Source organism: Antribacter sp. NEAU-D49, from assembly GCF_057158775.1.
This window is the reverse complement of the sequence record NZ_JBXTSN010000013.1, coordinates 1-23,169: the sequence shown is the minus strand read 5'-3', so window position 1 is coordinate 23,169 and position 23,169 is coordinate 1. Positions and strand designations below refer to the sequence as shown.

The 23,169-nt window shown below is 72.4% G+C and carries 23 protein-coding genes, 3 tRNA genes, 1 pseudogene and 1 riboswitch; of the genes and pseudogenes, 6 read left to right on the top strand and 21 right to left on the bottom strand.

Features of this window, described 5'->3' with window-relative positions:
* Positions 1 to 11: 11 nt before the first annotated feature.
* A complete protein-coding gene (locus AC060K_RS11595) occupies positions 12 to 728 on the bottom strand; it encodes a lytic murein transglycosylase (protein WP_483765579.1) in 717 nt (238 codons plus the stop codon).
* A 102-nt stretch (positions 729 to 830) separates the two neighbouring features.
* Here AC060K_RS11595 and AC060K_RS11590 point away from each other — a divergent pair, with 102 nt between their 5' ends.
* Both AC060K_RS11590 and AC060K_RS11585 read left to right on the top strand, forming a co-directional pair.
* Positions 831 to 1,922 (top strand): adenosine deaminase, encoded by a 1,092-nt coding sequence (locus tag AC060K_RS11590; RefSeq protein ID WP_483765578.1) that lies wholly within the window; start codon positions 831 to 833, stop codon positions 1,920 to 1,922.
* Positions 1,923 to 2,041: 119 nt separating this feature from the next.
* Positions 2,042 to 2,986: a L,D-transpeptidase family protein gene (locus tag AC060K_RS11585; RefSeq protein WP_483765577.1), complete on the top strand. Its 945-nt coding sequence runs from the start codon at positions 2,042 to 2,044 to the stop codon at positions 2,984 to 2,986.
* 53 nt (positions 2,987 to 3,039) lie between these two features.
* Here AC060K_RS11585 and AC060K_RS11580 read toward each other — a convergent pair whose 3' ends face one another.
* The gene (locus AC060K_RS11580) at positions 3,040 to 4,218 is read right to left on the bottom strand and encodes a UDP-N-acetylmuramate dehydrogenase (RefSeq protein WP_483765576.1); all 1,179 of its coding nucleotides are present in this window, start codon (positions 4,216 to 4,218) and stop codon (positions 3,040 to 3,042) included.
* A 218-nt stretch (positions 4,219 to 4,436) separates the two neighbouring features.
* Between AC060K_RS11580 and AC060K_RS11575 the strand changes: the two genes are divergently transcribed.
* Positions 4,437 to 5,486, top strand: a complete 1,050-nt coding sequence (locus AC060K_RS11575; RefSeq protein WP_483765575.1) for a lytic polysaccharide monooxygenase auxiliary activity family 9 protein — start codon at positions 4,437 to 4,439, stop codon at positions 5,484 to 5,486.
* A gap of 94 nt (positions 5,487 to 5,580) precedes the next feature.
* On the opposite strand, the gene AC060K_RS11570 is transcribed toward AC060K_RS11575, so the two are convergent.
* Positions 5,581 to 6,939 carry an MFS transporter gene (locus AC060K_RS11570; protein ID WP_483765574.1) on the bottom strand — a complete coding sequence of 453 codons (1,359 nt, stop codon included), beginning with the start codon at positions 6,937 to 6,939 and terminating at the stop codon, positions 5,581 to 5,583.
* A 165-nt stretch (positions 6,940 to 7,104) separates the two neighbouring features.
* Here AC060K_RS11570 and AC060K_RS11565 point away from each other — a divergent pair, with 165 nt between their 5' ends.
* Positions 7,105 to 8,220, top strand: coding sequence for a LacI family DNA-binding transcriptional regulator (locus AC060K_RS11565; RefSeq protein WP_483765573.1), 1,116 nt, complete (start codon positions 7,105 to 7,107; stop codon positions 8,218 to 8,220).
* A gap of 147 nt (positions 8,221 to 8,367) precedes the next feature.
* Here AC060K_RS11565 and thiC read toward each other — a convergent pair whose 3' ends face one another.
* Positions 8,368 to 10,095: a phosphomethylpyrimidine synthase ThiC gene (gene thiC, locus AC060K_RS11560; RefSeq protein ID WP_483765572.1), complete on the bottom strand. Its 1,728-nt coding sequence runs from the start codon at positions 10,093 to 10,095 to the stop codon at positions 8,368 to 8,370.
* Positions 10,093 to 10,198, bottom strand: a riboswitch (TPP riboswitch). Its footprint overlaps the gene before it by 3 nt.
* 61 nt (positions 10,199 to 10,259) lie before the next feature.
* Between thiC and AC060K_RS11555 the strand changes: the two genes are divergently transcribed.
* A complete protein-coding gene (locus AC060K_RS11555; protein ID WP_483765571.1) occupies positions 10,260 to 11,447 on the top strand; it encodes a C39 family peptidase in 1,188 nt (395 codons plus the stop codon).
* Between the two features lie 41 nt (positions 11,448 to 11,488).
* On the opposite strand, the gene AC060K_RS11550 is transcribed toward AC060K_RS11555, so the two are convergent.
* The 6 genes from AC060K_RS11550 to AC060K_RS11525 form a co-directional block, all read right to left on the bottom strand.
* Positions 11,489 to 11,929 (bottom strand): MaoC family dehydratase, encoded by a 441-nt coding sequence (locus AC060K_RS11550; RefSeq protein WP_483765570.1) that lies wholly within the window; start codon positions 11,927 to 11,929, stop codon positions 11,489 to 11,491.
* A complete protein-coding gene (locus AC060K_RS11545; RefSeq protein WP_483765569.1) occupies positions 11,926 to 12,396 on the bottom strand; it encodes an FAS1-like dehydratase domain-containing protein in 471 nt (156 codons plus the stop codon). The genes AC060K_RS11550 and AC060K_RS11545 overlap by 4 nt, the downstream gene beginning before the upstream one ends.
* Before the next feature lie 31 nt (positions 12,397 to 12,427).
* On the bottom strand, positions 12,428 to 12,598 hold the full coding sequence (gene rpmG / locus AC060K_RS11540; protein ID WP_125773515.1) for a 50S ribosomal protein L33: 171 nt from the start codon (positions 12,596 to 12,598) through the stop codon (positions 12,428 to 12,430).
* Between the two features lie 106 nt (positions 12,599 to 12,704).
* Positions 12,705 to 12,781: transfer RNA gene (locus AC060K_RS11535), tRNA-Met, on the bottom strand.
* Between the two features lie 62 nt (positions 12,782 to 12,843).
* Positions 12,844 to 12,916: transfer RNA gene (locus AC060K_RS11530), tRNA-Thr, on the bottom strand.
* A 203-nt stretch (positions 12,917 to 13,119) separates the two neighbouring features.
* Positions 13,120 to 13,200 (bottom strand) — tRNA-Tyr (locus tag AC060K_RS11525).
* A gap of 143 nt (positions 13,201 to 13,343) precedes the next feature.
* Between AC060K_RS11525 and rarD the strand changes: the two genes are divergently transcribed.
* Positions 13,344 to 14,303 carry an EamA family transporter RarD gene (gene rarD / locus AC060K_RS11520; RefSeq protein WP_483765675.1) on the top strand — a complete coding sequence of 320 codons (960 nt, stop codon included), beginning with the start codon at positions 13,344 to 13,346 and terminating at the stop codon, positions 14,301 to 14,303.
* 82 nt (positions 14,304 to 14,385) lie between these two features.
* Here rarD and AC060K_RS11515 read toward each other — a convergent pair whose 3' ends face one another.
* The 11 genes and pseudogenes from AC060K_RS11515 to AC060K_RS11465 all read right to left on the bottom strand — a co-directional run.
* A complete protein-coding gene (locus AC060K_RS11515; RefSeq protein ID WP_483765568.1) occupies positions 14,386 to 15,204 on the bottom strand; it encodes an HAD family hydrolase in 819 nt (272 codons plus the stop codon).
* A gap of 31 nt (positions 15,205 to 15,235) precedes the next feature.
* A pseudogene (locus tag AC060K_RS11510) lies at positions 15,236 to 15,730 on the bottom strand (YajQ family cyclic di-GMP-binding protein).
* A 93-nt stretch (positions 15,731 to 15,823) separates the two neighbouring features.
* Complete coding sequence (htpX, locus tag AC060K_RS11505) at positions 15,824 to 16,741, bottom strand: zinc metalloprotease HtpX (RefSeq protein ID WP_483765567.1); 918 nt, start codon at positions 16,739 to 16,741, stop codon at positions 15,824 to 15,826.
* A 142-nt stretch (positions 16,742 to 16,883) separates the two neighbouring features.
* Entirely contained in the window at positions 16,884 to 18,290 is a 1,407-nt protein-coding gene (locus tag AC060K_RS11500; RefSeq protein ID WP_483765566.1) for an FAD-dependent oxidoreductase, read from the bottom strand.
* A 217-nt stretch (positions 18,291 to 18,507) separates the two neighbouring features.
* A complete protein-coding gene (locus tag AC060K_RS11495) occupies positions 18,508 to 18,981 on the bottom strand; it encodes an LpqN/LpqT family lipoprotein (protein WP_483765565.1) in 474 nt (157 codons plus the stop codon).
* A 38-nt stretch (positions 18,982 to 19,019) separates the two neighbouring features.
* Positions 19,020 to 20,267, bottom strand: coding sequence for a WXG100 family type VII secretion target (locus tag AC060K_RS11490; protein WP_483765564.1), 1,248 nt, complete (start codon positions 20,265 to 20,267; stop codon positions 19,020 to 19,022).
* Positions 20,268 to 20,370: 103 nt separating this feature from the next.
* Positions 20,371 to 20,649, bottom strand: a complete 279-nt coding sequence (locus AC060K_RS11485; RefSeq protein WP_483765563.1) for a WXG100 family type VII secretion target — start codon at positions 20,647 to 20,649, stop codon at positions 20,371 to 20,373.
* Positions 20,650 to 20,845: 196 nt separating this feature from the next.
* A complete protein-coding gene (locus tag AC060K_RS11480; RefSeq protein ID WP_483765562.1) occupies positions 20,846 to 21,064 on the bottom strand; it encodes a hypothetical protein in 219 nt (72 codons plus the stop codon).
* Positions 21,061 to 21,858 (bottom strand): hypothetical protein, encoded by a 798-nt coding sequence (locus AC060K_RS11475; protein WP_483765561.1) that lies wholly within the window; start codon positions 21,856 to 21,858, stop codon positions 21,061 to 21,063. Before AC060K_RS11475 ends, AC060K_RS11480 begins: the two co-directional genes overlap by 4 nt.
* Positions 21,855 to 22,862 (bottom strand): WXG100 family type VII secretion target, encoded by a 1,008-nt coding sequence (locus tag AC060K_RS11470; RefSeq protein WP_483765560.1) that lies wholly within the window; start codon positions 22,860 to 22,862, stop codon positions 21,855 to 21,857. The genes AC060K_RS11475 and AC060K_RS11470 overlap by 4 nt, the downstream gene beginning before the upstream one ends.
* A gap of 91 nt (positions 22,863 to 22,953) precedes the next feature.
* The coding region (locus AC060K_RS11465) for a hypothetical protein (RefSeq protein ID WP_483765559.1) at positions 22,954 to 23,169 on the bottom strand (216 nt) is incomplete at its 5' end.

Genomic DNA, 23,169 nt, shown 5'->3' with positions numbered 1-23,169 from the left:
GGACGAGGGCACTACCTCGCGGCCGCGGCGGCGGCTGACGCCTTCTCCCGGACCTGCTCGCCGTACTCCGTCGACCGGTTGTAGGCGAGGAGCGCGCGCCGGACGCCGTCGCCCGTGGTGAGGTCGCCTCCCGACGCGCAGAGGTAGCGGCCCGCCGCGAGCGCCGCGTCGTCGAGGTCGTGGGGGTCGCGGTCGCCGTCCCCGTCGCCGTCGGACCCCCAGCGGTCCCAGGTGGACGGCAGGAACTGGAGCGGGCCGACGGCGTGGTCCCACACGGGGTCACCGTGCATCGCCGTGGAGCGGCGGGTGGCGGGGATCGAGGCGAACCCGGGCCGGCCGTCGAGCGCAGGGCCGAGGATGGGTGGGTGCGACAGCCCGTCGGCGTCCACCTGGGATCCGCCGTAGGTGCCGTGGAACGACTCGACGGCGCCCACGCCGACCAGGAGGGTCCAGCGGAGGCCGCAGCCCGGCTCGGTCACGGAGAGGGTGAGGTCGGCGCGGGCGTACGCCTCCAGGGCGCGGGCCGGCACGTCGGTCGCCCGGGCCGTGGCGGCGAGCCAGCCGGCGTCGGGCCCGCCCTCGGGGGCGGCCACCGGGGGGCTGCCCGGCACCCCCGGGCCGCCCGAGCCGCCCTCTGCCGCCCGGGCGAAGCCGCTCAGGGCGGCGCAGGCGACCACTCCGAGCACCACCCAGGTGACGACTCCGCCGCTCCTCCGAGTCTGCGCCATGCTCCCCCGCCCGTAGCAACGATGCGACGAATGGTACAAGCGGGGATGATGCAGATCACACCTGGAGGTGCCAGCGGGGCGCCCGTTCGCCATACTTCACGGATGCGGGATCTGGCCACCTTGCCGAAGGCTCACCTCCACCTCCATTTCACCGGTTCGATGCGCGTCCCGACGCTCGTGGACCTCGCGGCACAGCACGGTGTGCGGCTGCCTGAGGCGCTCGTCGACGACGACCCGCTCCGGGTGCCCGCGACCGAGCGTGGCTGGTTCCGGTTCCAGCGTCTGTACGACGCTGCCCGGGCGTGCGTCCGGTCGGAGGCGGACATGCGGCGGCTGGTCGACGAGGCGGCGGCCGACGACGCGGCGGAAGGCTCTGGCCGGCTCGAGCTCCAGGTGGACCCCACGTCCTACGCGCCCTTCGTGGGCGGCATCACGCCTGCCGTCGAGATCGTCCTCGACGCCGCCCGGGAGGCGGGCCGCGCCCACGGGATCGAGGTGGCGGTGATCGTGGCGGCCTCGCGCATGCGGCACCCTCTCGACGCGCGCACGCTCGCCCGGCTCGCCGCCCGGTACGCAGGCGAGGGCTCCGGCGAGGTGGTGGGCTTCGGCCTGTCGAACGACGAGCGTCGCGGCGACACCGCCGAGTTCGGGCCCGCGTTCGACATCGCCCGGCGGGCTGGCCTGGCTGCCGTCCCCCACGGTGGTGAGCTGCTCGGCCCGGACCATGTCCGGGAGGTGCTCGCCGAGCTGGTCCCGGACCGCCTGGGCCACGGGGTCCGTGCGGCGGAGGACCCACGCGTGCTGGCCGAGGTGGTGGAGCGGGGCGTCAGCCTGGAGGTGAATCCCGCGTCGAACGTGAGCCTCGGGGTCTATCACGATCCGGGCGAGGTTCCCCTGCGCACGCTCGTGGACGCCGGGGCGCAGGTGGCGCTCGGCGCGGACGACCCGCTGCTGTTCGGCTCGCGGCTCGTGGCCCAGTACGAGACCGCCCGGCACGAGCACGGCTTCTCGGACGGGGAGCTCGCGGCCCTGGCGAGGTCCTCGATCAGGGCGAGCCGGGCGTCGTCGTCCACCAAGGCGCGGCTGCTCGCGGGGGTCGAGAGCTGGCTCTCCCAGCCCGACCCGGACGCCGCCGCAGCGGAGGACCCCGACCGAACCCGCTCCGAAAGGGACAATCCGGTCTCGATTTGGTGACGAACGCCACGCCGTCGGGGGACAACGGCTTCGGCGCGCCGTGCGTCTGTTAGACACAGGGGAGCAGGGACGCGCCGGCAGGCGCGACCTCGCGGGGACGACTGTGTGAGGGGACGGACATGAGGGACGCACGACGAGCTCCGGGCGCGCTGCGCGCGATCGGTGCGATGAGCGCCGTGGCGGTGAGCGCAGGGCTGCTCGCCGCCTGCGGCAGCGGGACGCCCGAGGCAGGCGGTCAGAGCCCGACCGCGACCGTCTCGCCGTCCGCGAGCCCCACCGGCGAGCCGAGCACGAGCCCGTCGCCGGAGCCCTCGCCCAGTGAGACCACCCCCGAGGCGACGCCGACGCCGGAGGCGAGCCCGACGCCGTCGGACACCCCCACGCCCGAGGCAACCCCCACGCCGAGCCCGGCCGCCTCCACGCCGCCGCCCGAGGCGGCGCCCCCGCCCGCGCCCGAGCCGCCGGCGGACCTCGCCTCCGGTGCCCAGGGCGAACGGGTCGCCGCGCTGCAGCAGCGGCTCGCCGACCTCGGGTACTTCATCACCGACGTGGACGGCGACTTCGGGCACAACACCCAGCAGGCGGTCTGGGCGCTCCAGAAGGCCGCCGGCCTGTACCGCGACGGCGTCGTCGGGCCGCAGACGCAGGCCGCGCTCGACCAGGGCGTCCGGCCGCAGGCCCGGACGTCCCAGGGCAAGGTGATCGAGATCGACCTCGAGCGCCAGCTCCTGCTCGCCGTCGAGAACGGCCAGGTGGTGCGCGTCATCAACGCGTCATCAGGCAACGGGGAGAGGTTCGAGGCGCAGGGGCGCAGCTACCGGGCCTCCACGCCGCGCGGCACGTTCGCCGTAGGCCGGCAGGTGGACGGGATGCACTCGTCGAGCCTCGAGCTGGGCGACATGTGGCGGCCCAAGTTCTTCACCGGCGGCATCGCGGTGCACGGGTCCGGGTCCATCCCGCCGCACCCCGCGTCGCACGGGTGCATCCGGGTGTCGAACGCCGCGATGAACTGGATCTGGGATTCGTGGGGTGCCCCGCAGGGCACCACTGTCATCGTCTACTGACCCACCAAGGGCCCTGACCTCTGGGCCCAGCCCGGGCCACAGGACCGTGCTCGTCAGAGCGTGACGCCCACGAGGACCGTCTCGGGGACCAGCGTGACGCCGAACCGGTCGCGCACGCCGTCGCGCACGGCACGTGCGAGGGCGACGACGTCCTCGGCCCGGGCGCCTCCGCGGTTCGTCATCGCGAGGGTGTGCTTGGTCGACAGGCGCGCGGGACTGCGCTCGCCCGCCAGGCCGAAGCCCTTGCCGAAGCCGGCGTGCTCGATGAGCCACGCGGCGCTCGTCTTGACCAGGGCGGGATCCACCGCGCCGAGCGCGGGTCCGGTCGACGTGGCGGGCAGCGCTGAGCGCACCGGGTAGCGGGGCGCCTCGGCCGGCAGCAGGTCCATGTGTTCGACCGGCACGACCGGGTTGGTGAAGAACGAGCCGGAGTTCCACCGGTCGTGATCCGGCTCGCCGCCCGGGGCAGGCTTGTCGAGCAGCATGCCCTTGCCGGCGCGCAGCGCGAGCACCGCCTCACGCACGTCCGCCGACGGCGCCTTCTGACCCACCTCGACGCCGAGGCGGCGCGCCAGCTCGGAGTAACCCACGGGCGCCGACATCGAGCCCAGGCGGAACTGGAACTGCACCTCGAGCACCACGTAGCGCGGTGACGGGTACCAGGGGGCCTGCGGGTCCACCGACCGCGCCGCCACGTGCATCGAGCGCTTCAGCAGCGAGGTGCGGTACCCGAAGTCGAGCTCGCCGACGCTGAACGTCCGCTTGCGCCGCTCCGCCCGGTCCCAGGTGCGCACCGTGGCGATCACGCCCGCGACCTCCTGGCCGTACGCCCCCACGTTCTGGACCGGCACGGCGCCCACCGTGCCCGGGATGCCGGACAGCGACTCGACGCCCACCCAGCCCTCGCCGACGGCGCGCTCCACCAGCTCGTCCCAGTTCTGACCCGCCGGAGCGGACACGACGGCACCGCCGCACGAGTCCGTCGACTCGACCGTGATGCCCGACCGGGCGTCGCGGACGACCACGCCGTCGAAGCCCTCGTCGGCCACGAGCAGGTTGGAGCCGCCTCCCACCACGAGCAGGGGCACACCCTCGTCGTCAGCCTCCTGAACTGCGGCGACGAGCTCTTCCTCCGCGGCCGCCTCGACGAAGGAAGCGGCCGGCCCACCGACCCGGAGGGTGGTCAGGTCGGCGAGACTGGGGACGACGGTCTGCGACGGGTAAAGCCTCACCCTGCAAGCCTATCTACCGAACGCCAAGACCTTGTGCACATTCTCGACATGGAGCGGGTGAGGTCTGCCGATGTTCTGCACATGACCGGCGTGTCCTTCGATCGGGGTGTCGAGAGCTGTTCCGGAGCCTAAACGGTTCGGACGGTTTTCACCCGGGAGGAGGGTCTCCACAGTGAGGTGCTGCACCCCCGAAAGCACGATCACCCTGGAGGAACGTCATGTCCACCCGCACGCGACTACGCAATCTCGCCGCCGCCCTGTCGGTGGCGGTGCTGGCCCCTTTCCTGGCCATGACCGTCGCTGCGCCGACGGCCACGGCCCACGGTTCAGTCACCGACCCGCCCACCCGTAACTACGGTTGCTGGGAGCGCTGGGGCGACGACCACATGAACCCCACCATGGCCCAGACGGACCCGATGTGCTGGCAGGCCTGGCAGGCCAACCCCAACACCATGTGGAACTGGAACGGCCTCTTCCGTGAGGGTGTGGGCGGCCGGCACGAGCAGGTCATCCCGAACGGCCAGCTCTGCTCGGGCGGCCGGACGCAGGGCGGCCTCTACGCCTCCCTCGACACCCCGGGCGCCTGGGTCGCCAAGAACGTGGCGCAGCAGTTCCGCCTGACGCTCACCGACGGTGCCAACCACGGCGCCGACTACCTGCGGATCTACGTCTCCAAGGCGGGCTTCGACCCGACGCGCGAGGCGCTGGGCTGGGACGACCTCGACCTGGTCAAGGAGACCGGCCGCTACCCGACGACGTCGCCGTACGTCACCGACGTGAACCTCGCGGGCCGCAGCGGCCGTGCGGTCCTGTTCACGATCTGGCAGGCCAGCCACCTCGACCAGCCGTACTACCTGTGCTCGGACATCAACATCGGCGGCACCGGATCGACGCCGACCCCGACGCCCACGCCCACGCCCACCCCCACGCCCACCCCGACCCCCACGCCGACGCCGACCCCGACCCCGACCCCGACGCCCACGCCGGGTACCGGGCAGTGCACGGCCGCCGTGGTCGTGACGAACTCGTGGAGCGGTGGCTACCAGGCTGAGGTCCGCGTGACGGCCGGCTCCGCCCCGATCAACGGCTGGCGGGTCACCGTCCCCGGCGCCACGATCACGCAGGCCTGGAACGGGACCGTCTCCGGCGGTAACACCATTGCCAACGTCCAGTGGAACGGCAGCCTGCAGGCAGGGGGCACGGCCACGGCCGGGTTCCTCGGCAGCGGCAGCTCCTCGGGGCTGACCGCCACCTGCGCGGCAGCGTAGCCGAGCAGACGAGGGCAGTGAGAACAACACTGTGCAGGCAACCGCTGTCGGTTGCCTGCACAGTGTTGTTCTCGTCTGCGCTACGACGGCAACGTCAGCGCGCCGAGCCCGCCGCAGTGGCGAGGGGCCGTACAGCCCCGGCCGCCACGAGGCCGAGCGCCACCGGAAGAGCCAGCACGAGCACGGCGAGGCGGTAGCCCGTGAGGTCGGCCAGGAACCCGATGAGCGGCGGGCCGACGAAGAACGCCGAATACCCGATGGTCGACGCCACCGCGACCCGCATCGCCGCCCGAGCCGGGTCGTCCGACGCCGCGCTCATGCCGACGGGGAACCCGAGGGCCGCACCCGCACCCCAGAGCGCCACGCCCACGAGCGCCACCCAGAGCGACGGCACGAGCGCGAAGACCGCGACGCCGACGATCGCGAGCACCGCGGAGACCCGCAGCGTCACTACCCGGCCGAACCGGTCGATGGCCCGCGTGCCGAGGAGGCGAGCCGTCGTCATCGCGGTGAGGAACACCGCCAGGCCGATCGCCCCCACGGAGTCGGGCACGTGGAAGCCGTCCACGACCGCCAGCCCCACCCAGTCGTTCGCCACGCCCTCGGTCAGGGCCGCGCCCAGCACCACGAGGCCCACCGCAAGGGTGCGGGGTTCCCGCCACGCCGCGAGCAGGCCGCGAGCGCCCTGGGGCCCGGTGCCGCCCGATGCAGGTCGCTCGTCCGGCCCGGTCGCGTCCGTGGGGGCGCTGATCAGGGCGGTAGCAGCCGGGTCGGCCTGCAGGTCGGGAGCCGCACGGTGCGCCGCCGCGTCGGCGACGGGCTGCACCTGGGGCGGGCGGGCGGCGTCGGGCGCAGGCTCGGGCAGGAAGAACCGGACGGAGACCACGACAGTGAGAAGAGCAACGACACCGGCCGCGGGTACGTGCCACTCGACGGGCAGCGCGAAGCGCGCCGCGAGCGCACCGACGCCCGCGCCGAGGACGGTGCCGAAGGAGAAGCCGGCGTGGAAGACCGGCATGACGGCGCGGCCGAGCCGCTGCTCCACCGCCGCGCCCTCCAGGTTCATGCCGGCGTCCCAGACGCCGGCGCCCACCCCGAACACCACGAGACCTGCCCGGACGGCGAGGTGGTCGCCGGAGTGCACGCCGAACGCCGCGACCGCGACCCCGACGGTGAAGATCAGGGCGAAGACCACCACGGTGCGGGACGTGCCGAGGCGCTCGACCACCAGTCCCGACAGCGGGATGGCGATCACGGAGCCGATGGCCCCGGTGAGGAGTAGCAGCCCCATCTCCCCCTCGCCGAAGGTCAGGCCGTCGCGCACGGCCGGCAACCGGGACGCCCAGCTCGCGAAGCCGAAGCCGCTCGCGGCGAAGACGGCGAACACGGCACGGGCGGCCGCCGTCGCGGACCGGGGAACGGCGCTGGTGGCAGCACCGGGGGTGATAGGCACAAAACTCCTCGTGGTTCAGGGCGAGCGGCCCGACGTGCGGGTACGCTGGCGGGCGCGCCGTCGCCGACGAGGCGCGCAACGATTCGACAGCCAGCACACACGACAACCAGCGTGCGGTCCAGCGGATTCCGGCGGCCGCCGAGACGACGCCACCGAGGAGCCTCGATGAGCCGAGAACGCGGGAGCCGCCCGACCCTGGCCAAGGTAGCCGAGCTGGCAGGCGTGTCCGTGTCCACGGCGTCGCTCGCCTTCTCCGGCGCCGGGCCCATCACCGCCGAGACCCGCGAGCGGGTGCTGCAGGCGGCACGCGACCTCGAGTACTCGGGCCCCAACCCGCTGGGCCGCCAGCTCCGGTCGGGCCGCTCGGGGATCGTGGGGGTCCTGATCGGGGACCAGCTGGGCCGCTCGTTCCGTGACCCGGTGTCGGTCCAGGTGCTCCACGGCCTCGTGTCGACGATCGGCGAGCAGGGTCTCGGCGTCCTCCTCGTCCCCGGCACGCCGCAGGGGTCGCTGCAGCTCGCGGGGCTCGAGACCGTGGGTCTGCCGCCCGCCGTCGACCCGCTGGTCGAGGCGGCGGCGATGGACGTGGCGGTGCTCGTGTGGGGCGCGCTCACCGACGACCCCAACGTCGCGGCGCTGCAGCGCCGCGGTGTGCCCGTGGTGATCGGCGAGGGCCATGCCGTGCCCGGCGCGCCGCTGGTCGCCATCGACGACCGCCGGGGCGCGGCCGAGGCCGTGCGGCACCTCGTCGAGCTCGGCCACACGCGTATCGCCGAGATCGCGCTGCCCTTCGGCCGTGACGAGCGGTCCGGCCCCGTGTCGCCCGAGCGCCTGGAGCAGGCGGACCGTACGCCCACCCGCAACCGCCTGTCCGGGGTGCGCGACGTCATCGAGCCGGTGCTGTCGTGGGAGACGCCCGCCTCGCTCGTGGAGCACGGTCGCGACGCCGCCATGGAGATCCTCGGGGCGTGGGTGCCCTCGTCGGAGCGGCCCACGGCGATCGTGGCGCACTCCGACCTCCTCGCCGCCGGTGCGGTCATCGCCGCCCGCGAGCTGGGGCTCCGCATCCCGGAGGACGTCTCCATCGCGGGGTTCGACGGCCTGGACCTGCCGTGGCTCTCCCCCGACGTCCTCACCAGCGTGCACCAGCCGCTGACCGAGAAGGGCAAGGCGCTGGGCCGCGCCGTCATCGCTCTCCTCGCGGGCGACGAGCCGGAGACCGTCACGCTGGAGGTGGGCCTGGTACAGGGCACGACGACGGGCCCGGTCCCGGAGCTCTGACCCCACCCCTCGCGGTGGGGTTTGGGGTGGGGGGGGGGGGGGGGCCGCCATGAGCGCCACCCGCACCCCCCCCCCCGCCCCGCGGGGGGCGACAATTCCGGCCGGAATTGTCGCCACAGCCATACCCACAGCGGGAAGACGGAGGGGTCAGGAGCGGACGCGCGGCTCCGGCAGGTAGACGCTCGACCCCGCCTCGCGGAACGCCTCGGAGCGCTCGGCCATGCCGGCGATCTGCTCCTGCTCCGACATGCCGCCGAACTCCGAGCGGATGTCCTGCGAGATGCGCATCGAGCAGAACTTGGGACCGCACATCGAGCAGAAGTGCGCGGTCTTGGCCGCCTCGGCGGGCAGCGTCTCGTCGTGGTACTCCTCGGCTCGCTCGGGGTCGAGCGACAGCGCGAACTGGTCCCGCCAGCGGAACTCGAACCGCGCCTTCGAGAGCGCGTCGTCCCGGTCGCGCGCGCCCGGGTGGCCCTTCGCGACGTCGGCCGCGTGCGCCGCGATCTTGTAGGTCACCACCCCGGTCCGGACGTCCTCCCGGTCCGGCAGGCCGAGGTGCTCCTTGGGCGTGACGTAGCAGAGCATCGCGGTGCCGTACCGCGCGATCTCCGTGGCCCCGATGGCCGAGGTGATGTGGTCGTACCCCGGGGCGACGTCGGTCACCAGCGGGCCGAGCGTGTAGAACGGCGCGCCGTCGCACAGCTCCTGCTGCCGCTCGACGTTCTCCCGCACCAGGTGGAACGGCACATGGCCGGGGCCCTCGACCATGACCTGCACGTCGTACGCCCAGGCCCGCTTCGTCAGCTCGGCCAGCGTGTCGAGCTCGGCGAACTGCGCGGCGTCGTTGGCGTCCGCGAGGGACCCGGGCCGCAGGCCGTCGCCCAGGGAGAAGGCGACGTCGTACCGGGCGAAGATCTCGCACAGCTCGTCGAAGTGCGTGTAGAGGAAGTTCTCCTGGTGGTGCGCCAGGCACCAGCCCGCCATGATCGAGCCGCCGCGCGACACGATGCCCGTCACGCGGTCCGCGGTGAGAGGCACGTAGCGCAGCAGCACGCCCGCGTGCACCGTCATGTAGTCGACGCCCTGCTCGCACTGCTCGATCACCGTGTCGCGGTAGACCTCCCAGGTCAGCGCGCTCGCGTCACCGTTCACCTTCTCGAGCGCCTGGTAGATCGGCACGGTGCCGATCGGCACCGGCGAGTTCCGCAGGATCCACTCGCGGGTGGTGTGGATGTCGTCGCCGGTCGACAGGTCCATCACCGTGTCGGCGCCCCAGCGGGTGGCCCACTCGAGCTTCTCGACCTCCTCCGCGATGGAGCTGTGCACCGCCGAGTTGCCGATGTTGGCGTTGATCTTCACCAGGAACGCCTTGCCGATGATCATCGGCTCGGACTCGGGGTGGTTCACGTTGTTGGGGATGATCGCCCGGCCCGCCGCGACCTCGCTGCGCACCAGCTCGACGTCACAGTTCTCGCGCAGGGCGACGAACCGCATCTCTGGCGTGATCTCGCCCCGGCGGGCGTAGTGCATCTGGGTGACGGTCCGGCCCTCGGCGGCCCGGCGCGGCCGACGTCGGACCCCCTGCCACTCCTCCGACGCCGCACCACGGCGCAGGGCTCCTCGGCCGTCGTCGGCCAGGTCGCGGCGTCGGCCCTCGTACTCCTCCGTGTCACCGCGGGCCACCACCCACGGCTCCCGGAGCGCGGGGAGGCCGCGGACGGGGTCCGCCCCCGGACCCTGGGTGCGGTACACCCGCACCGGCCCGTTGGGCGTGCCGTCCGGGGACGGCGCGAGGGCGATCTCGGTCACCGGCACCCGCAGGCCGGCCTCGGTGTCGTGCTCGTACGCGAGCGTGCGGGACTGTGCTGTCTCCATGAGAGAACTCCTGCTTCCTACGCCGGTGCTAACCGGTCAGGTTCGACGGTCCCGGGCCGTGACAGCCCGATCTCAGCCCTTACGAGGGCACCCGTGGGATCGATGCCGACCTTAGCACCGCGCGCCTTCCGCGTGGATCGTCCGTTCTCTGGCAGGTTCCCGCCATGATCACGCTGACCACGTGGGCCGGGCCTGACGGCTTCACCGGAGGGGCTGCGGAGCACCTCCTGCCCGACGACGCCGGGGTCGCCCTGGGGCGCGGAGGCGCCCCCGTGGAGTTCACCGACCCGTACGGCGACGGCTCGCCCGTGGTGTACGAGGCGGGGACCTGGACGTCCCCGGTGGTCGAGGCGGGCTACGCCGTCCGGGAGGCGGTGCCGTCGTGGAACGCGAGGACCCCGCCCGGGACCTGGCTCCAGGTCGAGCTCCAGGGCCGCGTGGCCGACGACCGGTGGACCCGGTGGTTCGTCCTGGGGCGCTGGGCCTCGGGGTGCGACCACGCGGCGGGCGACATCCGCCGGGCGTCCGTGCCCGGTCAGGACGACGAGGACGCCGCCATCTCGACCGACAGCTACGTGGCCCGCGCGGGCCGAGAGCCCGTGGCGCTCCGCGCGCGGGTGACGATGTTCCGGCCGTCGGGCTCGGCGGCCGCACCACACCTGCGCCAGCTCTCCCTGCTGGCCACGGGGCCATCGCCGGAGCCCGGCGCGACGAGCGCCTTCACGCTCGGCCGGCACGTGGAGCTCGGTGTGCCGGCGTACTCGCAGCTGGTCCACTCGGGCGAGTACCCGGCCTTCGGCGGGGGCGGGACGGTGTGGTGCTCTCCCACCTCGGTCACGATGGTGCAGGACTTCTACGGGCCTGCGTACGCGGTCCCGGCCGACGAGCTCGCACGGATCGACGCCGCGGCGCACCCGCAGGTCGCGTACGCCGCCCTGGGCACCTGGGACCACGCGTACGGCGGGGCGGGGAACTGGGCGTTCAGCACCGCCTACGCGCACCGTTTCGGGCTCCTCGGCCTGGTGACCCGGCTGCGGTCGCTCGCGGAGGCCGAGCGGTTCATCGCGGCCGGGATCCCGCTCGTGCTCTCCGGGTCGTGGGCGAAGGAGGACCTGCCCGAGGCCGGGTACGCGACCGAAGGGCACCTCTTCGTGCTGGTGGGGTTCACCGCCGACGGCGACGCGATCGTCAACGACCCCAACCGGGCGTCGGACGGGCTGGTGCGGGACGTGTACCCGCGCGCGAGCCTGGAGCGGGTCTGGCAGAGGTCGACCCGGGGGCTCACCTACGTGGTGCGGCCGGCGGACCTGCCGCTGCCGGAGAACGTGCCGGGGGCCACGCCGAACTGGTGATCGGCCGTGCGCGCCGGGCCGCGGGGCGTCCCGCGGGACAGTCAGGACAGGCGGACCAGCACCTGGGCGCGGCCCAGGACGGCCTGGCCGTCGGACACGACGGTCAGGTCGATGCGGACCGTGCCCGCGTCGGCGTCTACCACGGCCACCGTGCCCGTGACCTCCACGGTCGCGGTGCCGGGGTTGGGGACGGTGACGGTCCGCGTGAAGCGCGTGCGGTAGTCGACGACGGCGCCCGGGTCGCCCGCCCAGTCCTCCACCAGGCCCACGGCGGAGCCCATGGTCAGCATCCCGTGCGCGATGACGCCGGGCAGGCCCACGCCCTCGGCGAACGAGTCGTTCCAGTGGATCGGGTTGAAGTCGCCGCTCGCACCGGCGTAGCGGACCAGCCGGGAGCGGTCCAGCTCGATGGTGCGGGTGCCGATCACGTCGCCGACGGCCACGTCGGCGAGCCGCGGCACCGCAGTCTCCTGCGTGCTCATGCGCCCTCACCCCGGACCGCGAGCGTGGAGGTGACCGTGGAGACGGGCTCGCGCACGCCGTCTCCGGACTCGGCGAAGATCTCGCAGCGGGTGGTGACCAGCGAGATGGCCCCCCGCGTCGCCACGGAGTCGACGTGCAGCACCGTCACGAGCTCGTCGCCGGCGACGATGGGACGGTGGTGCGTGAACCGCTCGTCGGCATGGACCACGCGGGAGAAGTCGATGCCGGCCGCCGGGTCCTGGATGTACTGCGCCTCTGCGCGCTGCGCCACGACCACCGCAAAGGTGGCGGGCGCAACCAGGTCCGGATAGCCGAGACCCCGCGCCGCCACGAGATCGTGGTGCGCGGGGTGGGCCGCACCGACGGCTGAGGCAAACTCACGAATCTTCTCGCGGCCTACGGAGTACGGGCTCGTCGCCGGGTACTCGCGCCCGGCGAAGCCGGGGTCGGGCAGAGTGTTCGCCACGTCGGTATGAAGAGTTGTTACCGCAGCGGGATCAGCGGGTCTCGCGGTGCGCGGTGTGCTTGCCGCAGCGCGGGCAGAACTTCGCCAGCTCGAGACGATCGGGGTCGTTGCGGCGGTTCTTCTTCGTGATGTAGTTCCGCTCCTTGCAGTCCACGCACGCCATCGTGATCTTCGGGCGGACGTCGGCGCTCTTGCTTGCCATGGTTCTCACCTCTCGCGCCTCACGGAGAGGCGCATGTGTGTCTCGGGCCGTACGACTCCGGCCGCCGTACGGTGATCCAGGCAGGCTGGACCGTGAAGGATGTGCTTGGTAGCGAGGGCGGGGCTCGAACCCGCGACCTCACGATTATGAGTCGTGCGCTCTGACCAGCTGAGCTACCCCGCCGCACGTGACTAACGCGAGGCCGCCCGCCCGTGTTCCAGGGGGCGGCCCCGCGCCGATCACAGAGCCCCGAAAGGGAATCGAACCCTTGACCTTCTCCTTACCATGGAGATGCTCTGCCGACTGAGCTATCGGGGCAGCGGGTAGAACATTACACGGTCCGGCGGCACGTGTGAAATCGGATGTGGAGGGCCTGCGTCACACCGCGGACGACGGCCCGGAGCCCGTCCGGGAACGGTGCCCGCACCGCCCCTGGACAGCCCCGGGACGGCCTGGAGCTCCGCAGCCGCCGAACACGCGAGAGGCCCGGAACCGTGTGGTTCCGGGCCTCTGGCCGGCTGTGGCAGGTGAGGGATTCGAACCCCCGAAGCTTACGCGTCTGATTTACAGTCAGATCCCTTTGGCCGCTCGGGCAACCTGCCGTGGTGCGGGTGCAACATTAACGCGTCCACCGCCCTGAGGCGAAATCGAATCCGGGCGCCGGGCCGTGACCAGCGCCACACAGCCGCCGGTCAGGCGCCCGTCCGCCGTCGTCGTCCTGGGCACCTATCGTGACGAGGTGAGCATCCCCTCCCCCACCGAGCCCCAGGCAGACGCGACCGCGCTCGCGAAGGAGGCTCCGCCGTCGGGCACCGCGGACCGCTGGGGGCTGCCGCTCGGCATCGGCGCCTTCTTCATCTGGGGCGGCATGCCCCTGTTCTTCCCGCTGCTGCAACCGGCCGGCGCCTTCGAGATCATCGCGCACCGCATCGTGTGGAGCCTGCTGTTCTGCCTGCTGGGACTGGCCGCGACCCGGCACCTGCGGGCCTACTGGACAGCGCTCCGCACGCCGCGGACCCTCGCCACGCTCGCGCTGGCGTCGGCGCTCATCGTGGCCAACTGGACCGTCTACGTCTACGGCGTGCTCACCGACCGGGTCCTCGACGCCGCTCTCGGCTACTTCCTCAACCCCGTGCTCACGGTGCTCCTCGGGGTGCTCGTGCTGCGCGAGCGGCTGCGCCCGGCCCAGTGGGTCGCGGTCGGCGCGGGCGCCGCGGCCGTCGTCGTGATCTCGCTGGGAGTGGGCGGCCTCCCGTGGATCGCCCTCACGCTGGCCTGCACGTTCGGGGTCTACGGGCTCGTCAAGAACCGCGTGGGCCGCACCGTCCAGGCCCTGCCGGGCCTGGCGGTCGAGACCACCGTCGCCGCCCCGTTCGCCGCGGTGTTCCTGGTCTGGCTGGGGGCCGACGGCGCGTTCGGCAACCACGGGACGGGCCACGCGCTGCTCATGGTGTCGTCGGGCATCATCACCGCGCTCCCGCTGCTGCTGTTCAGCGGCGCCGCCCGGCGGCTCCCGCTCTCCGTGGTGGGGATGCTCCAGTACCTGGGCCCGGCGCTGCAGTTCCTGTTCGGCGTGCTCGTCTTCCACGAGCACATGCCGCCTGTGCGGTGGGCAGGCTTCGCGCTCGTCTGGGTCGCCCTGGTGATCCTTACCGTGGACGGCCTGCGGGCCGCCCGCTCGCAGCCGCGCCCGTCGCGCGCCTGACCTCGTCGTGGTGGGGGTGGGGGGTGGGGGGGGGGGGTCCCCCCCCGCGGCCCCCCCCCCCACAGCCATACCCACAACGGTCTCAGGCGAGCGCCGCCTCGATCGCCGCGGCCACGCCGTCCTCCTCGTTGGACCCGACGACGTCGCGCACCCGGGCGAGCACGTCCGGGTGCGCGTTGGCGACGGCGACGCCCCGGCCCGCCCACTCCAGCATCGGCAGGTCGACGGGCATGTCGCCGAACGCCCAGACGTCTGCCGGCTCGACCCCGAGCCGGGCGCACCAGCCGGCCAGGGCGGCCGACTTGGTGACCCCGGGCGGCATGAGCTCGGCGAGCCCGACGGCGCCCGAGTAGGCGAGGTGCGCCCGGTCCGCCGCGACGGCCGCAGCGACCTCCTGGAGGCGCACCGGGTCCGTGGTGTCCGACCGGGCGAGCAGCTTGAGCACCGGCTCGCCACCGAGCGTCTCCTCGATCAGGGCGGCGCTGCGCTCCGTGGTCATCCCGGGCTCCTCGAAGCTCGGGGACACCACGAAGTGGGGGTCGAACGACGCGCCGTCGACCCGCTCGACCGCGAGCGCCACGTCCGGCATGGCGGCCCGCAGGCCGGCGGCCAGGGCACGCACCGCGTCGTCGCCGAAGCCCCACGACTCGAGCGCGCAGCCCGTGGCGAGGTCCCAGACCGCGCCGCCGCCGAAGCAGATGGCGTGCCCGTGGCCACCCACGAGGTCGGCGAGCCGGGCGAGCGTGCGAGGCGGGCGAGCCGTCACGAACACGACCTCGATCCCGGCGGCCTCCGCCGCCGCGAGGGCGGCCCGGCTGCGCGCGGAGACGGTGCCGTCGTCGCGCAGGAGGGTGCCGTCGAGGTCGGTCGCCACCACCTTGGGGCGCGGGATGGTGCTCATGGCGCACACGGTACGCGGCCGGTGAGCCGGGTCAGCGGTAGTTCGTGAACTGCAGAGCCACGTCGAGGTCGGCGCCCTTGAGCAGCGCGATGACCTGCTGGAGGTCGTCGCGGGACTTGCTGGACACGCGCACCTCGTCACCGGTGATCTGGGTCTTGGCGCCCTTGGGGCCCTCGTCGCGGATGATCTTGGTGATCTTCTTGGCGTTCTCGCTGGACAGCCCCTCCTTCACGGAGGCGGCGAGGCGGTACTCCTTGCCCGAGGCCTTGGGCTCCTTGTCGCCCGCGTCGATCGACTTGAGCGAGATGCCACGCTTGACGAGCTTGGTCTCGAAGACGTCGAGGATCGCGAGGACGCGCTCCGGCGAGTTCGCGACCATGAGGATGTCCTCGCCGCTCCAGGTGATCGACGCGCCGACGTTCTTGAAGTCGTAGCGCTGCGCGATCTCCTAGGAGGCCTGGTTGAGGGCGTTGTCGACCTCCTGGCGGTCGACCTTGCTGACGATGTCGAACGACGAGTCGGCCATGGGCGTGCTCCTTCTTCGGTACGGGGATCAGGGTCTGGGACAACCGTAGTCCGCGTTCGCGTGGGCCGCCGACGGCGGCCTGCGCAGGGGCGGTCAGCGCGGCGGGGTGCCCCAGTCCGGCGCGTCCTCCGGGCCGGTGAACCCGCGGCCCGCGGCCCCGGGCCCGCCCGCCATGCGCTCGAGCCGAGCGATGCGGTCGGCCATGGGCGGGTGCGTCGCGAAGAGCCGGGCCAGGCCGGCGCCGCGGAACGGGTTGGCGATCATCAGGTGCGACACGTTGGTGAGGTCGCGGTTCTGCGGCAGGGGCGCGAGCTGCGTCCCCCGCTCCAGCTTGCGCAGCGCCGAGGCCAGCGCGAGCGGGTCGCCCGTGAGCCGGGCGCCGTCCTCGTCCGCGTCGTACTCGCGCGTGCGGGAGATCGCCAGCTGGATGAGCATCGCCGCGATCGGGGCCAGGAAGGCCATCGCCAGCGCCGCGAGCGGGTTGCCGCCCTCGCGGCGGTCACCGCCGAAGAACATGAGGAACTGGGCCACCGACGTGATCACTCCCGCCAGCGCCGACGCCACCGAGGACGTCAGGATGTCGCGGTTGTACACGTGCATGAGCTCGTGGCCGAGCACGCCCCGCAGCTCGCGCTCGTCGAGGAGCCGCAGGATGCCCTCGGTGCAGCAGACCGCCGCGTTCTGCGGGTTGCGGCCCGTGGCGAAGGCGTTGGGCGCCTGCGTGGGCGAGATGTAGAGCTTGGGCATGGGCTGCCGTGCCGCGTTGGAGAGCTCGCGCACGATCCGGTGCATCTCCGGCGCCTGCAGCTCGGTCACGGGATAGGCGTGCATGGCCCGGATCGCCAGCTTGGCCGAGTTCCAGTAGCCGTAGGCGGTGGTGCCGAGACCGATCAGGACGAAGACGAGCAGCAGGTTCCGCTGGGCGCCGAACACTGCCCACAGCCCGAGGATGACGGCCCACATCACGCCGAACAGCGCCGCCGTCTTGAGCCCGTTGTAGTGCTGGTGCATCGAAGTCCTTTCCACCCTCCGGAACGTCCCGGCGCGTCGTCCGGTTCCGGCGAGCTCCCCACGACGCATGATGCCCGACGCCGGACGGGTCGCCTCCTGTACGGAGGCGACCCGTCCGGCGTCGGGCACCAGGGCGGTGAGCTCAGGCGCGGGCTCGCGCGATCGCGATCATCTCCTCGCGCGGCACCACCTTGACGCGCTCGCGCCCCTCGGCCTCGCCGAGACCGCGCTCGTGCGCGTCCAGCAGCTCCCAGCCGGTCCACTCGATGACCTCGACGCCCCGCTCGGCGAGGAAGTCGGTGACGGCCTGCGGGTCACCCTGCGGAGCGGTACGGCCGCCGGTGAGGTCGCCCGTCGCGACGTCGCCGCCGTCACCCACCCCGGTCACGTCCTCGACCAGGTGGCGGACGGTCTCGGACGCGTCCGACTTGGTGTGGCCGATGAGGCCGACCGGGCCGCGCTTGATCCAGCCGGTCGCGTACACGCCCTCGACCTGCGCGCCGTCCAGGTCGACGACGCGGCCCTCGCGGTTTGTGATGACGCCCTTGGCCTCGTCGAAGGGGATCTCCGCCAGCGGCGAGCCGAAGTACCCCACGGCGCGGTAGACAGCCTGGACAGGCCAGTCGTGGAACTCCCCGGTGCCCTTGACGGTGCCGTCGCCCTGGAGCGCCGTGCGCTCGGTCCGCAGGCCCACGACCTTGCCGTCCTCGCCCAGCACCTCGGTGGGCGCGTGCAGGAAGTGCAGGTGCAGGCGGCGGGAGGCCGTGTTCTGCGCGGGGTCCTTCAGCGTCCAGTCCACGAGGGTCTTGACGACCTGCTTGGTCTGGTTGGACGAGTTGATCGCCGCCTCGGAGCCCTCGTCGAAGTCGAAGTCCTCCGGATAGACGATGACGTCCACGTCCGGGACGTGACCGAGCTCACGCAGCTCGAGGGGCGAGAACTTGGCCTGAGCGGGGCCGCGGCGCGCGAACACGTGCACGTCCGTGACCGGCGAGGCCTTGAGGGCCTCGTACACGTTGGCCGGGATCTCGGTGGGCAGCAGGTCGTCCGCGTGCTTCGCCAGGATGCGGGCGACGTCCAGCGCCACGTTGCCCGCGCCGAGCACCGCGACCTCCTTGTGCTCCAGCGGCCAGGTGCGCGGCACGTCCGGGTGGCCGTCGTACCAGGAGACGAAGTCGGCGGCACCGTAGGAGCCGTCGAGGTCGATGCCCGGGATGTTGAGCTCGGCGTCCTTGATGGAGCCGGTGGAGAAGATCACGGCGTCGTAGAACTGCCGCAGGTCCTCGAGCTTGACGTCCACGCCGAAGTCCACGTTCGCCAGCAGGCGGATGTCTCCGCGCGACAGCACCTTGTGGAGCGCGACGATGATCTGCTTGATCCGCGGGTGGTCCGGAGCGACGCCGTAGCGGACCAGGCCGAACGGCGCGGGCAGCCGCTCGAACAGGTCGATGCTCACGTCGAGGTCGGTCTTGGACAGGATGTCGGCCGCGTAGATGCCGGCAGGACCGGCGCCGACGACGGCGACGCGCAAGGGACGAGTGGTGCTCACTGAGTGTGCGCCTTCCGATCGAGGACTGGTGGCCCGGGGTCGGCTCGCCCGACCGCCGCACGCAGCCGAGGGCCGCGGGGACCCTGCCGATTCTATCGACCAGGTGAGGTACGCCTTACCGACCGGGCCCCCAGTTCCCCTACTGTGCCTCACGTCTCGCGCTGCGAACAGGGGCGTCTCAGGTGCTGAGAAGCCCTCGCCCCACGGTCCGCTCCGGTCAGACGGAGATCGCCACGCTGTCCTGCACGGCCCGCACCTGGCCCCAGAGCTCGCGCGCCTGCGTTCCCGCGCACGTGCCCGTGATCTGGACCAGGTCGGCCACGGGCCCCTGCTCCACCACGGCGAGGCGCACCGCCTGGGTCACGGTCCCGACGCGCTCGTCGCGCCAGGCCGCCTCGAGCCGGAAGCCCTTGAAGCCGCTGATCTCCCGCTCCTCGCGCCCGATCTCGGCGTACCCGGGCAGCGGCTCGAGCCGCGCCGCGGCCTCGGCCACCGCCGCTTCGAGGGTCTGCCCGGCCTGGAGCCGCGAGATCACCACGACGACGTTGGGCCGGAACTCGCCCGGCACCACGTCCTTGGCGACGGCGAGCTGTACCGCCGGCGCGGGCAGGGGCGACCACCCGTCCGGGCAGTCCATCGTCACGCTCGGGAACGCCGGGAAGTCCGCGCTCGGGAAGGAGACCGTGGTCATGAGATCCGTCCGTCCTGTTGTCCGTCAGCCAGCCGAGCTCAGAAGGGCCAGAGGTCCTTGACGTCCTCGACGATCTTCTTGGGCTCGATGTCGATCTTGAAGGAGCCACCGGCGCCGACGCCGAGCGCCAGGCCGAGGTCGACGTCGATCGAGGTCTTCTCCCAGCCGATGTTGCCGTCGATGTTGGCCTTGGCACCGATCCCGGCGTACACGTTGCCCTCGGCGCCCACCCCGACGCCGGAGACCTTGACCGAACCGTCGGCGCTCGCCTCCGCACCCGCGAAGGCCTCGACGCCCATGTCCATACCGACGCCGTCCGGACCGAACGACACCGAGCCGTTGGCACCCGCACGAGCCCCGGCGAACACCTGGGCGTTGCCCTCGGCCCCGACCACACCGTAGTTGATCTCACCGTGCGCGTCCCCGCCGGCACCCACGGCCACGTTCGCGCCGGCCTCGGCCTTGAGGCCGTTCTCGCCGTAGCTCACGCCGGCGTTCGCGTCACCTCGTGCACCGGCCCAGCCGCCCACGTGCCCGGAGCCGTTGAGGCCGTCCTTGTCGCCGAACTCGCCCTCGACCTTGCCCTCGGCACCCACGACCCCGCTGGCCTGGGCCTCGGCGATCTTGACGTTCGTCTCGACCTTGTTGTCCTTGGAGTCCGGGCGCCCGTCGTTGTCCGAGTCACCGTCGCCCGGCGTCGGGTCGTGCGGGTTGTCCTCGTTGGCGTCCGGGATGCCGTCGTGGTCCGAGTCGTCCTCGGTGTCGGGGACACCGTCGTCGTCGCGGTCACCGTCGCCCGGGGTCGGGTCGTCCGGGAGGTCCTTGTCGTCACCCTCGGTACCGTCGTAGTGGTGGCCCCTCTTGATGTCGTCCGGGTCGGCGCCCTTCGGCATCTTCGAGGGGTCGTCCTTCTCCTCGCCCGGCTTCTCCGCCCCGCTGTCGCCGCCCTGGCTCCCGCCGCCGCCACCGCCACCACCACCGCCGCTGTGGCCGTTGCCACCGGCGGAACCGTCGTAGCTGGTGCTCGTGCGCTCCTGGGCGTCCGCGTTCCGTACCGCGCCGCGGGCGGCCTCGGCCAGCCCCTGAGAGGCTGTCTTGATCGCCGGCTGGTGCTGACCCGACCAGTCGGCGCGGAACCGGTCCGCGTTGGGACCCTTCCACGCGCGCGTCGCCGTGATCTGGTCGCCCAGCGTCCGCGCCGCGCTCTCCAGGGCCTCGCTCGCTCCGTCCAGCTTCTTGGCGAGGGCGCGGAGCTGCGCCACATCGGCTCCGTACATCTCGTTCATCTGCGCCCCTCGGAAGAAGTCGGCCGGTCGAGCCCGGGTCGGCAGACCCGGACCTGAGCGGGGCGCGGGACCGGTTGCCGGTCCCGCGCCCCGGATCACCAGGTCAGCTCTGGTTGGAGGTCTGCTCCTGCATCTGGGCGTTCTTGGTCGCGTTGCGGCCGGCCTCGCGCAGCGACTCGGCAGCCTTCTTCAGCGCCGTCTTGTGCTGGCTGTTCCACTCGTTCTTGAAGCGCTCCGCGTCCGGGCCCTTCCACGAGACGGACTCGACCTGCGAGGAGACCTGGTTCACGATCTGGTCCACCTCGTCCGCCTTCTGGGTCAGACGCTGACCCAGCTCACGAACCTGCGAGACGTTCAGACCCCACATGCCGCCGTCAGCCATGATGTTCTCCCTCGATCAGAGCCGCCCCCTGAGGGCAACCGGTGTGTTGACAGGAGAACTGAACCAAAGAAAAAGCAGAAGAGCCACGTTTCCGTATGGGTATTACTCCCCATACGGAAACGTGGCTCATAAAAGGCCAGGTCAGACGTTTGCTCGGAGAAAATACGTCACCGGCTGCACGTCGCCCGCACCGCTCTCACCCCTCGTCGCGGCGGCGCACCGGGTCATCCGTGGCGACCGTCAGGTAGTACCAGACCCTGCCGCCCCAGACGGCGAGGCCGCCGAGCAGAGCGAGGAAGCCACCGGTCCCGAGCCCGTCCGAGTAGGTGGCCTGCCCGGCGAACCAGCCGAGAGCCCCGCCGACGACGAGGACCAGCCCGATCCAGAAGGCGCGCGAGCGCCACATCCGGCTCATGCCTGCTCCCCCGCGGCCAGGCTGACCGGGAGGGACCTGACGGCCGCCTTGCCGAGCTCCGTGAGCGTCAGGGTCGCCTCCTCGTGCTCCGAGGTGCGCTCCCCGCCCCTGACCACGAAGACCCCGCGGGGCCCCGCGTACACCGTCTGCGTGTCGAGGACGTCGCTCCCGCTGCGGACCACCGACACCTGCGTCACTGCGAGGGCCTCGGTGAGCTCGGGCAGCGGCTGCTGCTCCAGCTCGGTCGTGGTCAGCGTGCGCGGGACGCCGCTCATCACGGCCGCGCCCGTGGGATCGAGGTAGGTGCCGAGCCGCTGTGCGAGGTGGGCGACTGGGTACACGGAGAACGAGTGGTGACCGCTGTCCACGACCTCCTCCTCGAGCACGGTGGTGCCGTCGTGCACGTAGCAGAACGCCCACGACACGTCGAGCGAGGTGGTGCGCTCGAACCCGAGGACGGTCTGGGCCGTGCGCCGCAGGACGAGCGGCCCGGTGATCTCCGTCGCGGCGCGGAGCCCGATCTCGGTATCACCCTCGCGCGCCTCCGGCACCACGAGCCCCTGCGAGAGGAGCGCACGCAGCGCCACCTTGCCGACCAGCTCGAGGTCCGCGCCCTCCTGCTGCGACAGCCAGGGCGTCGGGACCACCTGCTCGACGTGCAGGCCGTCGAGGATGACCACCTGCTCGTCCGTGAGCGTGACGACATGCGTCGCACTGCCCTCGACGGCCCGGCCCAGCACCTCCCGGGCAGCCTCGATGTCCTCGCGCGAGAAGCGCAGGGTCTCGTTGGTCATGAGAACAATCCTCCGATGAAGTCGCCGGCCTTCTTGAGCCCGTCCTTGGCAGCGCCCGCCACGTCACCGGCCACGTCCTTGACCGCACCGGCCGCGTCCCCGGCGAGGTCGACGGCCTCGCCGAAGGCGTCCGTGACGACGCCGACCGCGTCGTCCTTGAACGCCGAGATCGCGTCCCAGTTGTCGTAGATCGCGTTGCCGAGAGCCCAGGCGCCTGCGACGACGCCCGCGCCGACCACGATGCCTACACCGACCGGTCCGAGCAGAGCAGCGCCACCGAGCGCGATCGCGATGCTACCCGCACCGCCGACGACCGACACCCCGCCCATCACGCGGTCGACCACGCCGCGCGCCCCGTCGTACTGGGTGTTGAACATCTGGTTGACGCCACCGATGATCGAGGCGACGCCCCCGAGGCCACCGAACACCGGGCCCAGCTTGCCCAGCCTGCCGAACTCCTCGGCCACGCCCAGGGCGCCGGCGGTGTAGCCGTGCAGGCCGCCGACGGCCTTGTACACGTTGGCCGTGGCGGCCAGCCGGGCCGCGTCGTCCAGACCCGCAGCCGCCTGCAGCCCCCGGAACGCCGTGGCCCACTTCGCCATCGTGACGCTCTTCGTGACGAACTTCTTGCCGTCCGAGATGGTGCCGTGGACCGCGTGCAGCACGCCCAGACCGCTGTCAGGCGGGAACGGCCCCCACAGCGCCGGGTGCGCGAGGTCGCCGACCCTCTCGTACGTGTTGCTGGTACGGTCCTGCGCGTCGGCGTTCAGGGCCAGCCGGTGCGCAGCATCGTCGAGGCCGGTCGACGCCGCGGCGAGCGACGGGCGGTGGCGGGCCGTCCACGAGCGCCGGAAGTCGTCGGCGGCCGGCCCCTTCCAGGCGCGTGCAGCCATGACGTCGCCGGTGATCTCACGCTCGAGCGACGCGAGGTTCTCCCCCGCCCGGTCCAGCGACTTCGCCAGCGCGCGCAGCTGCGCGACGTCGGCCCCGTAGAACTCCCCCAACGGTCAGATCCTCTCCAGTGGTCGCGGGTTCCCGTACGCAGGACAGCCACCCCGCAGCGCGGGGTGGCTGTCCGTGACTCGATGCAGAGCGTCAGCTCTGGTTCGAGGTCTGCTCCTGCATCTGAGCGTTCTTGGTCGCGTTGCGGCCGGCCTCGCGCAGCGACTCGGCAGCCTTCTTCAGCGCCACCTTGTGCTGGCTGTTCCACTCGTTCTTGAAGCGCTCCGCGTCCGGGCCCTTCCACGAGACGGACTCGACCTGCGAGGAGACCTGGTTCACGATCTGGTCCACCTCGTCCGCCTTCTGGGT